Annotated in this window: 9 protein-coding genes and 7 pseudogenes; 11 read left to right on the forward strand and 5 right to left on the reverse strand. The window is 49.1% G+C overall.

The genetic code is table 11. The annotated features are described in order from the left end of the window. Nucleotides 1-447 (reverse strand): annotated as a pseudogene (locus JS46_RS23695) (IS5 family transposase); the annotation flags it as partial. A 270-nt stretch (nucleotides 448-717) separates the two neighbouring features. Here JS46_RS23695 and JS46_RS23700 point away from each other — a divergent pair. The 3 genes and pseudogenes from JS46_RS23700 (at nucleotide 718) to JS46_RS22045 (ending at nucleotide 1692) form a co-directional block, all read left to right on the forward strand. Further along, nucleotides 718-1062, forward strand: a pseudogene (locus JS46_RS23700) (HNH endonuclease). A 244-nt stretch (nucleotides 1063-1306) separates the two neighbouring features. Next, on the forward strand, nucleotides 1307-1468 hold the full coding sequence (locus JS46_RS24485) for a hypothetical protein (RefSeq protein WP_200879051.1): 162 nt from the start codon (nucleotides 1307-1309) through the stop codon (nucleotides 1466-1468). 35 nt (nucleotides 1469-1503) lie between these two features. After that, nucleotides 1504-1692, forward strand: a complete 189-nt coding sequence (locus JS46_RS22045; protein WP_033755865.1) for a hypothetical protein — start codon at nucleotides 1504-1506, stop codon at nucleotides 1690-1692. Here JS46_RS22045 and JS46_RS22050 read toward each other — a convergent pair. Then, nucleotides 1687-1932, reverse strand: a complete 246-nt coding sequence (locus JS46_RS22050) for a hypothetical protein (protein ID WP_033755867.1) — start codon at nucleotides 1930-1932, stop codon at nucleotides 1687-1689. The genes JS46_RS22045 and JS46_RS22050 overlap by 6 nt on opposite strands. Nucleotides 1933-1975: 43 nt before the next feature. Here JS46_RS22050 and JS46_RS22055 point away from each other — a divergent pair, with 43 nt between their 5' ends. From JS46_RS22055 to JS46_RS22060, 3 genes and pseudogenes are all read left to right on the forward strand, one after another. Beyond that, nucleotides 1976-2410: a hypothetical protein gene (locus JS46_RS22055; RefSeq protein WP_033755869.1), complete on the forward strand. Its 435-nt coding sequence runs from the start codon at nucleotides 1976-1978 to the stop codon at nucleotides 2408-2410. After that, nucleotides 2407-2570 (forward strand): annotated as a pseudogene (locus JS46_RS24685) (PBSX family phage terminase large subunit); the annotation flags it as partial. The gene JS46_RS22055 and the pseudogene JS46_RS24685, both read left to right, overlap by 4 nt. After that, a pseudogene (locus tag JS46_RS22060) lies at nucleotides 2567-3325 on the forward strand (conjugal transfer protein TraG N-terminal domain-containing protein); the annotation flags it as partial. The pseudogenes JS46_RS24685 and JS46_RS22060, both read left to right, overlap by 4 nt. Nucleotides 3326-3356: 31 nt before the next feature. Here JS46_RS22060 and JS46_RS23960 read toward each other — a convergent pair. Together JS46_RS23960 and JS46_RS22065 are read right to left on the reverse strand one after the other, a co-directional pair. Continuing rightward, entirely contained in the window at nucleotides 3357-3755 is a 399-nt protein-coding gene (locus tag JS46_RS23960) for a hypothetical protein (protein ID WP_075203150.1), read from the reverse strand. Between the two features lie 1065 nt (nucleotides 3756-4820). Next, nucleotides 4821-5174 (reverse strand): annotated as a pseudogene (locus JS46_RS22065) (dihydrodipicolinate synthase family protein); the annotation flags it as partial. Nucleotides 5175-5360: 186 nt separating this feature from the next. On the opposite strand from JS46_RS22065, the pseudogene JS46_RS23705 reads away from it, so the two are divergent. The 3 genes and pseudogenes from JS46_RS23705 to JS46_RS22075 all read left to right on the forward strand — a co-directional run. Next, nucleotides 5361-5462, forward strand: a pseudogene (locus JS46_RS23705) (VOC family protein); the annotation flags it as partial. Between the two features lie 347 nt (nucleotides 5463-5809). Next, nucleotides 5810-6148, forward strand: coding sequence for a helix-turn-helix domain-containing protein (locus JS46_RS22070; protein ID WP_033755871.1), 339 nt, complete (start codon nucleotides 5810-5812; stop codon nucleotides 6146-6148). 104 nt (nucleotides 6149-6252) lie between these two features. After that, the gene (locus JS46_RS22075) at nucleotides 6253-8298 is read left to right on the forward strand and encodes an FUSC family protein (RefSeq protein ID WP_033755873.1); all 2046 of its coding nucleotides are present in this window, start codon (nucleotides 6253-6255) and stop codon (nucleotides 8296-8298) included. 381 nt (nucleotides 8299-8679) lie between these two features. Here JS46_RS22075 and JS46_RS22080 read toward each other — a convergent pair whose 3' ends face one another. After that, entirely contained in the window at nucleotides 8680-9633 is a 954-nt protein-coding gene (locus JS46_RS22080) for an Rpn family recombination-promoting nuclease/putative transposase (protein ID WP_033755874.1), read from the reverse strand. A gap of 135 nt (nucleotides 9634-9768) precedes the next feature. Here JS46_RS22080 and JS46_RS22085 point away from each other — a divergent pair, with 135 nt between their 5' ends. Together JS46_RS22085 and JS46_RS23710 are read left to right on the forward strand one after the other, a co-directional pair. Next, nucleotides 9769-10365: a DUF2913 family protein gene (locus tag JS46_RS22085; protein ID WP_033755875.1), complete on the forward strand. Its 597-nt coding sequence runs from the start codon at nucleotides 9769-9771 to the stop codon at nucleotides 10363-10365. A gap of 1191 nt (nucleotides 10366-11556) precedes the next feature. Further along, nucleotides 11557-11874 (forward strand): annotated as a pseudogene (locus JS46_RS23710) (IS1-like element IS1A family transposase); the annotation flags it as partial.

Below are 11874 nucleotides of genomic sequence, written 5' to 3' on the forward strand. Positions count from 1 at the left end.
CTTTCCGTTCGCCTTCACCAAAGACCTTCAGCCCGGTGGAGTCAATCACCAGATGCGCGATTTCACCCCGGGTGAACGTTTTGAAACTGACATTAACCGACTTTGCCCGCTTACTGACACGGGTGTACTCCGGGCAGCGCAACGGAACATTCATCAGTGTAAAAATGGAATCAATAAAACCCTGTGCTGCCCGCAGGGTCAGCCCGAATACGCGTTTAATGACCAGACGGTGGTGATGGCGAGATCAGAATAGCGCTGAGGTCTTCCTCGTGATGAAGGCGTTGCCGACTCATACCAGGACTGAATCGCTTCATCGTCCAGCCAGAAAGTTATGGAGCCACGGTTGATGAGGGCTTTGTTGTAGGTGGGCCAGCCGGTGATTTTGAACTTTTGCTTTGCCACGGAACGGTCTGCGTTGTCGGGAAGATGCGTGACCTGATCCTTCAGCTCAGCAAAAGTTCGATTTATTCAACAAAGCCACATTGAGCAACTAAACGAGCATAAAACAAAGATTCATGTTTATTCCGAAGAGTGCGTTTCGCTTCCCTTGAGAGGACGCCGACAATTCTTAGGGACGTTTTATCATGAGCGGGACGCAGTAAAAGTATCCCGAATGTGGCAACCTGGTGCTAACCCATGTCCTCAGTGCTTTGATAACCCCAAAAAGTATAAAAGAGTAATCTAACCGCCTCCGGGCGGTTTTTTATTGGAGCCGGTATGCCATCAGCAATTCCTCGCGCATGCCGAAAGCTCGGATACGGTGAGACGACGACTGACCGTTCAGCCTATTGCGATGACCATCGCAACGAAGGATGGCACATCAGCGAGGCCAGAACAGGCATCAGCGCGGCTACGGAAGCAAGTAGGATGTAATACGCGCGCATTTTAAAGCGTGATCGCCACATCTGCCAGGGGTGCCAGAGGAACGGGAAGCCGATCCCGGCATCAATGGTTGACCACATCACCCCGAAAGCACATAGCGGTACGGATGAAGACAATAATCTCCAGGCGCTGTGCTGGCCATGCCATAAACGGAAAACCGCAACGGAGAGATTGAAGTAGTGTAGGGTTCAACCCACTACAGCAAAGTATCGCTGTATCTGGCATGGATAGTAACCTCTTCCTGAAAGAAGGCGAGGGTGCTTACGTGATGAATGAAAACGGCAAGGCTATCTCTTATTATGAACATCGTCAGTATCAAAAGGGATGATTTTTTACGCTTAACTCACATAACTGGTAAAGGATGGTCGCCTTAATTTTTCTCTATCTACAATTAAGTTGTCCCGTGGAAAAGGTGGAGGCAGATATGTCAGAACGTCCTGATCCAGATTATGTAGAGCCATTACCTGATGATGCTGAAAGCCCAGCTTATCAGGATGATGAAGAGGAAGATGATGAGTATGAGGGCAATATTAAAAACCCATTCAATGATGATAAAGACTTCCTTAATCCTGCCAAAGACATCTGATAACCGCCTCCGGGCGGTTATTTATTGGAGCCAGTATGTCAGACACCTATCGCATCACCGTGACCACCAAATCTGGCGAAACGCATGTTGGCCTGATGAACCGGTCACAGCCTGAAGTCGTAAACGGCTTCATCGGTATAGCTCAGGAAGATGGCGCGTGGGTATATCTGGCACCTGACGACGTGCTGAAGATAGAGTATGTGCCAGAGCCGAGCAATTTATGAAGAGGCGTATAGCGCTAAACCCTGAAGTACAAAACTGATGGACAGGCACATCATGCCTAATCGCTGCATTCTGACGATGTGTTTATTATCTTTGGCTATCTGCGCGACAATTTCTTCATAGTTATCCGGAGCAAACATGCCTCCGGGGTAAGGCTTGAGCACATGCCCGTTCAAAAACATCAGTAACGAACCGGCCAGACCAAAGATGATTGCAATTGCGTTGATTGTTGTCGGGGTCATATGTTTGCCTCACGCATGAAAGTCTAATTTTAAGGTTAATTTTATGGCGACCAAATCAAAATCTGGCCGCCCTTCTGATTACCTACCAGAGGTGGCTGCTGACATCTGTTCACTGCTTGCCGATGGTGAAAGCCTGCGCAAAGTTTGTGAGCTCCCCGGCATGCCCGGCAAGGCGACCGTCTTCCGCTGGCTGGCTCAACACGAAGAATTTCGAGACCAATATGCGAAAGCTACCGAGACCCGCGCCGACGCCATTTTCGAGGAGATTTTCGACATAGCCGACAGCGTTGCAGAAGAGGCCACCGCGGTAGGTAAGGCCCGCCTGCGCATCGACACTCGCAAATGGGCGCTGGCTCGGATGAAACCGAAAAAGTACGGCGACAAAGTCAGCCAGGAAATCGACCACAAATCATCTGATGGCAGCATGGCAACCAAGCCGACAACTATTCAGCTTCTCCCGGTTGAGCCAAAAGCATGAGTGAATCAGTTCAACTGCCGATTCCCGCAAAGCTCGCTCAACTATTCACCGCTATCAACAAACGCTACCGCTGTTCACACGGTGGCCGCGGCAGCGCCAAGACTCGCACCTTTGCCTTATGACAGCAGTAAAGGCATATCAGGCGATGATGAACGGCGATATCCGACCTGCAGTGAGTGGTGGAGTAAAGCAGATACGGGGTTGCAGGCACGAGTCGTCGATCAGGTCGACCCGGGATTATGGACAAGTTTATCTGCTGCAGTGTCCATTATCGGCGGTAATAATGCTGACTATAAGGAGGCTATTATCCGCCGGCTGGTCAGTCCGGAGAGTCTGACTGTATCGCAAGGAGGTCATGTGTACGCCGGCTACGGAGGAAATGCAGATTTCACGCTTGATAACTCGGTCGCCCGGGTTGCCGCAATTGGCGGCGCCGCATTAGGCAGCCTGGCAGCGTTTCCGGCATTTGATGCCATGCGTCAGGCGTTACCTATGGTTAAGGCCGTTCTGCTGATGGCTATAGTGGTAATTTTGCCGCTTATCCTGGCGTTTTCCGCCTACGAAATTAAAACGGTTATTAAGCTCACGTTTGTCTTGTTCGCGCTGAACTTCCTGACGTTCTGGTGGGAACTGGCGCGCTGGCTGGACAGCTGGCTGTTGACCGCGCTTTACAGCTCTTATACGCACAGCAGCTTTAACATGGCTGGCTTCCAGAACAGTTCGGATGATCTGATCATGAATTTTGTCATGGCGACAATGTTCCTTGTGCTTCCGGCAGTATGGATGGGGGCACTCACTTGGGCTGGAGTACGTATAGGCGGGACTCTAGATGGGGCATTTAAAAGCGGAACGTCCCAAGTCCAACAAGCAGGAAGTAGTGCTGTAGAAACCGCGAAGAAAGCAGCGAGGCTGTGATTCTGTATGTTAGTAGGGGAATATTCCCCTACTAAACATCCTCCTCATCGCGATCAACTCTTGCCGAGGTGACAGTAATGTTTTGTGGCACGCTATACATACCACAACCATCATTACCATCTCGATAGTGATGACCACTTTGTTCTTCTGTTACATCACGATCCAAAACACTGGTGACTGCCAGGTTACTGAGCATATAAAGGAAAATTGCTCCAAGAAGCAAAAAGGTTCCAATGAAAAATCCACACAGTAATGCGACAGCTAGAATTGCAAAACTAGTGACTGGAACCGGCAATCGCCCTACGAACGCGGGTAATCCATGCCTTATGGCCCAGGCTACACAAGTACTATTAGCTACCTTCGCGCTTTTGGATATTTTGAGCCAAAATCCAGCTGCACGAGCTCCTCTTTTGAAAGCTGAATTTTCCATAAATTATCCTTTTACATTATATGCATGAGTAGCTTTTTGAGACGAGCGCATCGATTAACTGGCCATGCTGCTAGCAAATAAAAGCGAGTTTGAAGGTAATAAAATAAATACGCTGACCTTAAATCACATTTGGCTATGCAGGTCATAATAAAATTTTCCCGAATGGTCGGGCGGGGTGGGTGCAGAACAGCACTATAGAAAGAAGATGTAACGCGCTACCCGGCATAACAGATGATATCACTGGGCATAAAAGACAGTGTTATTCGTAGAAAGGGTAGATAGGTGGAAGATAGCTCTGAATCTAAAATAGCTGTTGTTGGCAGCATATTAGTTACATCATTCATAAACACTTCCATATACCCCCCTCCGAACCAGACCTGAACCCCCGCGCCCCTCTCCGGCAAAACCCCGGCGTCGTACCTGAAGCCCGGTTGCCCCCACTGACCAGCCCTGGCCGCCCGGCCCGGAGGGCCGGTACTTGTGTGGCTGATTAATGGGTGCTGTAACTAATTAATTGGGTGTCGCTGTGGGGGGTGCCGCGGATGCTTTCTTTCGTCTGCGACCGTCTGGCTTCTGTGCGCCTGAAAGGCCGCTGCTTCAACAGCGTCTGGCAGGGCGTTGTTGGGGTTGCGGGATATGGAGGATAGGGGGCGGCTGCGCCGCGCTACCGGCGCCGTTCAGCTGCGGGGTGATATGTGGCACCAGCTGGCGCCTTCATGCCGCTGCGCGGCATACAGGGCTGGCTGCGCATTGCTCGCCAGCCTTAAATAACCGGAGCTTTAACGTCTGCTTTGTCCCAGAAGCGGATACTGTCTGACATGTACAACTAAATTCTCAGCCAGAAACAAACCATTTTTATATCAGCATCCTTTATTGACTGCAGTGAAAAGCTGTCTTAACTCAGTCCGACCTGTCCCGTTCGTTGCTTTCCGAAGGGCGAAAAGAGTCCAGTGTCTGTCCTGTCATTGCGATACTGATAAAAACAGCAAATACAATGATACTGGCCCGCCAGTGGCCAGCTGCTGTCCGTCAGCATCAGCCTGTCGGCGGCGGCCGTCATGTTCCTTATTTCAGTGCAAGGTTGCGGATAACGGCGGCGACGTCTGCAATATCACTGGCAGAAAGCGGACGAAGAGGCCGGGGCAGGCAGTCTGTGTCCGTCAGCCCGAGGGTGCCGGCGGCGGCGGCCATTACGCGGATGCTGCCACCGTGTTTACGGAACAGGCTCCAGAGCGACTGCAGGCGATCGCTGAGCTGTATGACCCGCTCATGTTCAGCCCGAGCCGCCGCGTCGGTGATTTCTTTTGCCGCGTGCGGAAACAGGCCGCCGCAGACGGAGTACCATACTTCGCAGCCGGCGTTGAGTCCTGTTGCGGCGCTGGCATCGCCGCTGATTCCGACCGTCACCCCTTCAGGCAGAGTCGACTTCAGCTGCTGCACGCTATCCGCCTGACGCCCGGCTCACTCAGCGATAAGCAGTCAGAGGCGGCGCTGGCACAGGACCTGGCGGACGCGCTTCATGCATCAGGCAACGCGGTCAGCCTATCCTGAAAGGCCGGCAGTCGATCCGGACATATTTTCTCGCAGCAGTAGGGGTAACACATGCTTGATGCTTTCCATAGTGCCGGCCTTGCTCATGATGGCACCGATGAAGGAAAACCTGGTCCTAGAGACCATTTACCCGGGGCCTATGCTGCCTACCTGTGAGATCCTGCGGGCAACAAAATTACCACCTATACCTTTATTTGAAACCTGGACTGTTCACTTCTCCTGAATACAATAAAGTCAGAAGAAGTGGTTTGAAGCAGTAGAGTTGAGCAAATTCAGGGGTGGGTCGGATGACATCCTGTAGAGATCTGATACATTCTGAAATGTTACAGAGGAGTAAAGTTCTTTTAGTCATATAACGTAGTGGATAGTTACTATCTCATAAACTTAACCATATTGCAGGAACACTGCGCCCTCAGATGTTACCGGTAACAAATAGTTCCGACACCCGATCGCTCGCATTTCCTCATGATGGATTCGTATGCACATCATCCTGAGATTTTGATATGAATATATTGCATCAACAAGTAGTAAAAGAGCTTATCGTGTGGATCGAAGGCCATGTCACCCGTCACATTAGTGTTGATGACATAGCCAAAATTTCTGGTTACTCAAAATGGCACCTGCAGCGTATTTTCAGAGAGGAAACTGGCATGTCAATCGCTGAATTTGTCAGAAAACGGAAAATACAGCGAGCTGCAAATATTCTGCGCACTGGTGATGAGTCCATTCTCAGTGTTGCCCTGAACTTTGGATTTGAAAACCAGCAGTCTTTTACTCGTGTCTTTTCTGCCTGCTACGGCATCCCTCCCGCACGCTGGCGCTCTCTGCATCGCAAACCCTGAGAAACTGTAATCAGTCCTGAAAAATATGCTCACAGACAGGCGCAGCTTTGTCGTACGTCTGTGTTATCCGATCCCTTTGTCATACTGGAATGCTTGTCCAACAAATGAAGCTTTTTACCAGAGGCGCGGTTTTATTCTCAGTCAAGACATCTCTTGCTGCTTTTACAGCATTAACTATTGCTTTATTGCTTAACTTTGAGAGGCCTGCATGGGCACTGACGACCGTTTTCGTCTGCTCACAGCTATACGCAGCATCCACTGTCTCAAAGTCAGTCTTTCGCCTGGCAGGAACGCTACTTGGCGGCATATTTATCTGGCTGCTTTACCCTGAAACCGTCCAGTCACCCGTCCTGTTTAGTCTGTGTGTATCCTTATGGGTTGCTGTCTGTTTGTATCTTTCTCTCAGCGACAGAACCCCCAGAAGTTACATTTTCATGCTGGCAGGATACAGCGCTGCGGTTATAGGGTTCCCAGAGGTCAGCACTCCATACGCCATTACCAGCACCGTTATTTCACGTATAGAAGAAATTACCCTTGGTATAATATGCAGCACACTTGTGCATCGGCTAATTATGCCTGTTCCTATGCATGATTTAATGAACAAGAGCATTATTGCCTGGTATAAAACCTCCCAAAATCTCTGTAGCGATCTTTTAAGGAATGTACATGCAAAGCAAATGCCTGAGCGAAATGAGATAAAGGTCAGAATGGCAAATTATCCATTGAGTGTGGAAGGGATGCTTACACACTGTATCTATGATGGAGAAGCCGCCAGAAATGTTATCAGGCTTGTCAGCATCCAGTATAAACACCTGACATATTTACTTCCTACCTTAACGGCTCTTGAGGCCCGCCTCAGTCTTCTTTCAGAACTACAGGTTCCATTTCCAGACAGCGTTAAGCATGCGATTGAAAGCTTTCTTCTATGGCTTAATTTTGATATGGCTCGCGACGGTATTAATGCAAAACTAAATATTGAGGAAGCGCAGACGAAGTTACAGCAAAACTGGCGAGAAGGAAAAGCAGGCACGGAAGAGACACTACTTTTTACCGGTGTTTTAGAGAGGCTTGCCAATTTTATACGCATTGGCGAAGCCTATCTTAATGTCAGTGACCGCGTGGCGGACTTAAGCATTCATGGTGAGATGACAGCTTACAAAAGCTCTCGGCATACACGACACAGAGACAGAGGCTTACAGGTGCTGTCAGCAGTGACTGCCTTTGTGGCTACATTTACTTCCTGTTTATTCTGGATAGGGAGTGGCTGGCACGATGGTGCTAATGCACCATTGATGGCTGCTATTATCAGCTCTTTTTTTGCAAATACTGATTCACCTGTGACACCGATGAAGCTTTTCATTAAAGGCATCATCCTGGCCTTATTAGTCAGCCTTTTTTACATTGCCCTCTTTATTCCTCATGCCGTTACACTGGAAGCACTAATTATCTGTTTATGGCCTGGCCTTTTCTTACTGGGGCTTTTGCTGGCAAGACAATCAACCAATCTAATTGGCCTTAGTATCGTCATACAACTGCCTGGATTTATTGGCCTGAGCCATTATTATCAGCCTGATATGATTTCAACTATTAATGCAGCAATAGCTTCTCTGATAGGTATCATGATAGCTGTCGTTCTTTCTGCACTTATCCGCAACAAACGTCCTTCCTGGACTGCACGGCGTGCGGTAGTCGCAGGAATCAAAGATCTCCTGATTTTTGTAAAAGCAGTAGAACGAAACTCTTCATCTTTACTGACACGCCAGCAGTTTATTGCGCGCATGATCGACAGAGTAAATTTTATATTGCCTCGTAAACAACAGGATCCTGAAATAAAATTAGTCGCTGGGGGAGACCTCATTTCTGAAACCTGGATAGGCGCAAACTGCTTTGACTTATATGAGCGTCATCATATCGAACTTCGGCATAACGAAATTGATTGTGGACAAATGTTTCACGAGCTGACGATTTTTCTAAAGCGTAAAATGAAATTGTTACAAACCTGTCCTCATCAGGCTTTGCTGGATGAAATTGATTCAATTTTGTTCAAGCTTGAAAAAATTGCTGCCACCGACAATACTGTCTTTACGGCGCTACTTAGTTTATTTAATATTCGCGTCTTATTATATCCAAAGGTTCGCTGGCCAGCATGATCTCAGGCCAGCGATAAGCAACGTAATGATTAACAGGTGACAGTGCAGTGGGTTCTTAATCGATACTTTATTTAACATAAACTACGTTAAGCGAGCTTCACATATGATAGCTGAATGCAGAGGTTTGGCCTGGATATGCTTGCTGAGAGAGCAATGCCTTTATGCCCGGCGATTCAATCCGATGTCGGCTGTCGCTCAGTACCGGGTCCAGCAACGTACTGCTGTTGCCGGATTCGTTATCACCGTTGATCACATTCCTGCCAGGCTGGAAAGAAAAAGACAGCGAGGGTGATTTCTAAGATATCTCTTCCAGAAACGAACCGGGAGCATCAGAAGGCGTATCTTGATACCTAAAAGATCGCTCAGAAATGGCATGACTGCTCAGTGGTGAATCTGCGCCAGCTCTTCTTCCGTCAGGCCGGTCATCTGCATGACGATATTCTGGTCAAGGCCATTCTGCAGCATGGTTCGCGCAATTTTCAAAGTTGCTTCGCGCTCGCCCTTTTCAATACCTCGCTGCTCGCCAAGCTGGATCCCCTCCTGGCGTCCTTCCATGCGTCCTTTCTCAATGCCCTTCTGCTCGAGCTGCTGTGCGATGGTCATGAGTGCGTCTCCGTGTTGCGGCACACGCTGTGCCAGTTCGCGAACGAAGGCTTCAGAGTCGGCCGACTCTCCCGCCTGCAATAAATAGTGTATCAGCACCGCCACCTGAGATGAAGAAAGATAGTCCGCCATCAGCAGCGTGGCCAGCCGGTCGGTCAGCGTGGCCACATCGCGCTGGTGTATGTGCTTCTGCAGTAAGGTCAGCGCTGCCATGCTGCGATGATTCATGATGTCATCATCCGGGATAACGGTGATGTCTGTCAGAGGAAAGGAGCCGCCGTATAGTTTCTCCGCGACTGCCGGATCGTCGAACTCATCCAGCCAGCGGGTGGAATAAGGATACGGGCTGCGTTTTCCGGTATAGAACAGCACGGGTATCACCAGCGGCAGCTTCTTGTGCCCGGCCTCGAGGTGGCGCTGCATGGCGGCCACGGCGTAGCGCAGCAGGCGAAAAGCCATATGCCGGTCCGGGGAAGACTGGTGCTCAATGAGCACGTGAACGTAGCCGTCTCCGGCGGTGGTCTTCAGGCTGTAAAGGACGTCGCTGAAGTACTGCCGCAGGTCATCCTCTACGAAAGAGCCAGATTCCAGCTTCAGGGTGCTGAGGTCGCAGAGCGCGCGCAGCTCTGCCGGGAGATGAAGCTCCATAAAGTCCCGGGCAATCTCCGGCTGCGTGAGAAACTGCCTGAAAGTCGCGTCGTGAGGCGTGGGCGTGCTGTTTTTCTTCTTCATCCGTGCTGACTCATTAAATGACACGAATATAATACCATGACAGCAGAAGCGCTGTGCGAGGAACCACTTTTATCAGATGTTCGAAACTGTTTGCGTTAAAATAACCGCTCTGTGCTTTTACGGGGAAAATCTGCAGTGTCATTGACAGAAAAGTCTGGCCATCTGGCCTGGTGCGCACTTATCGCACTGGCTCTGGCCCGAAAGGACGGAACCGTATGTTCTGCCGCTCAGGAAAATCTCTTTCTCACGCGCTGGCTGGCTTCTGCTCAGAAGCAGCGTCGCTTCTCTCGTGATGTCGCTCCAGACATTGACTGGTTACTGAAGCAGGGTCGACAGTACCGCGTTAAAGCGCAGCTGGCCGGCAAGCTGGACTATCTGTGGCAGTCCTGTTCCGGCACGCTTACTGAACAGAATGCTCTCGGTCGCCTCACCTTTGCAATGGAAGCCGCAAAAGATATGGGCTGGGTTTACCGGTTGCTCACTGACAGGGAGTGGTCAGGACAACATGCAACAAGGCTGAATCCCGGTCTGAACGGCGTCTATGTCTCGCAAACCAGCCTGGCCGCGACGTTTGACGCTGAAGGCCGTCAGGTAAAACCACTGATGGCGCGCCTTACAGGGAGCGTGGCTGGCCTGGAGCAGCTCTTTGACCGCTGTGGATGGAAGCTTGTTGCAGAGCGCAATGATGATTTCAAAAACCTTTTTACGCTAACCGCTGAAAATAATGGATAAATCAATCCATGCACAGAAAAGGACGTGCTGGATAATGTATAAATTCGCTCAGCAAAACGGCATTTACTGATTACAGTGGATAGTATTCAGAGAAGAGATAAGATACCAGGGCATAGCCTAAAGTATCCGTTTTACGTTACGGCGTAACTTCCTGGCCAGGGTCGGTGTGCATATGATGGTCAGACGCGCTACGACTCCTGTAGGCATAGCTGTTCGGCATGCAGGCAGGTCGGTGCTGCCAGTCATAAATACCGTTTGTAATCTCCCGGCCACGGCCACCGCTCCGCAACTTATCTGGTCGCTGGTAACAGATTGTCACAGAACGTCTGTAGTCATAAAAAACTGTCAAAGCTTAACGCTATCGCTTCTTTCCAGAATTTTCGAAGCGGTCGCCTCTACTTATCCGCTAAAACCGGGCAAGTCTCAGCCCAAAACGCACAGACGATGCTACGTGAATTCTGGTGGGGTAACCCTCTGCTTTTTTCTCAGAATTCACGTAGCGCTGCCCGTTTTATGTACACCCTTACGCAGGATGAGCAGGTCAATTGCCTGCAAGGATCTTTTGTGGATCCTGACTTTGTATAACGCCAATTATATGAAGTCAGGATATTGCTCAGTAGCCTGATACTGGCAGAGTACAGATAGGCGGTTTTTCTGGCTGATAAGCCCCTGATTATTTGAACTTAACGACTTAACCAAGGCGCTAGTAGCGGCAAGGCACAGGACTGCAAGGGCTGGGCTATTAAACTCAAAATTACATAAGGCTAACGTTTACTTCAGTGAACCGGTAGTAATAAGGCTCAGCTATGCGGCGGTTAGGCAAATGATTCCAATTATAGGAAACGAGCAGCTCTTATGATTCCTCAAGTATAGGATAAATAATGAACTAAAAGTCAAAAAAAATCTTGATTATAGAATAAAAGAAATTAAGAGAGCTCTCGAAATTCACTTACTGAGATTGGGATGCAAATTTTAATAAAAACTTATAAGATTTATATACCCATATATATAATAAAAAATTAGAAAAATGTTATCACTTATATATAATTAAACGTTAAATAAAAAGCTGCAACAATACTTTTAGCAAAAATGAAATATAAATTAATAATACAAAGGCCCATTAATGAGCCTAAGAGGGTGATGCTGCCAACTTACTGATTTAGTGTATGATGGTGTTTTTGAAGTGCTCCAGTGGCTTCTGTTTCTATCAGCTGTCCCTCCTGTTCAGCTACTGACGGGGTGGTGCGTAACGGTAAAAGTACTGCCGGACATCAGCGCTATCTCTGCTCTCACTGCCGTAAAACATGGCAGTTACAGTTCACATACACAGCCTCTCAACCCGGTACGCACCAGAAAATCATTGATATGGCCATGAATGGCGCTGGATGCCGGGCAACCGCCCGCATTATGGGCGTTGGCCTCAACACGATTTTACGTCACTTAAAAAACTCAGGCCGCAGTCGGTAACCTCGCGCATACAGCCGGGCAGTGACGTCATCGTCTGCGCGG

Origin of the sequence: Pantoea sp. NGS-ED-1003, from assembly GCF_000738765.1 — a bacterium.
In the GTDB taxonomy this organism is placed as follows: domain Bacteria; phylum Pseudomonadota; class Gammaproteobacteria; order Enterobacterales; family Enterobacteriaceae; genus Pantoea; species Pantoea septica.

Bases quoted from the DNA above. Each gene is read 5' to 3' on its own strand.
- JS46_RS22055 (WP_033755869.1), top strand. From the start codon at position 1,976: ATGGCGACCAAATCAAAATCTGGCCGCCCTTCTGATTACCTACCAGAG.
- JS46_RS22050 (WP_033755867.1), bottom strand. From the start codon at position 1,932: ATGACCCCGACAACAATCAACGCAATTGCAATCATCTTTGGTCTGGCC.
- JS46_RS22080 (WP_033755874.1), bottom strand. From the start codon at position 9,633: ATGAAGAAGAAAAACAGCACGCCCACGCCTCACGACGCGACTTTCAGG.
- JS46_RS22070 (WP_033755871.1), top strand. From the start codon at position 5,810: ATGAATATATTGCATCAACAAGTAGTAAAAGAGCTTATCGTGTGGATC.
- JS46_RS22075 (WP_033755873.1), top strand. From the start codon at position 6,253: ATGAAGCTTTTTACCAGAGGCGCGGTTTTATTCTCAGTCAAGACATCT.
- JS46_RS22045 (WP_033755865.1), top strand. From the start codon at position 1,504: ATGTCAGACACCTATCGCATCACCGTGACCACCAAATCTGGCGAAACG.
- JS46_RS24485 (WP_200879051.1), top strand. From the start codon at position 1,307: ATGTCAGAACGTCCTGATCCAGATTATGTAGAGCCATTACCTGATGAT.
- JS46_RS23960 (WP_075203150.1), bottom strand. From the start codon at position 3,755: ATGGAAAATTCAGCTTTCAAAAGAGGAGCTCGTGCAGCTGGATTTTGG.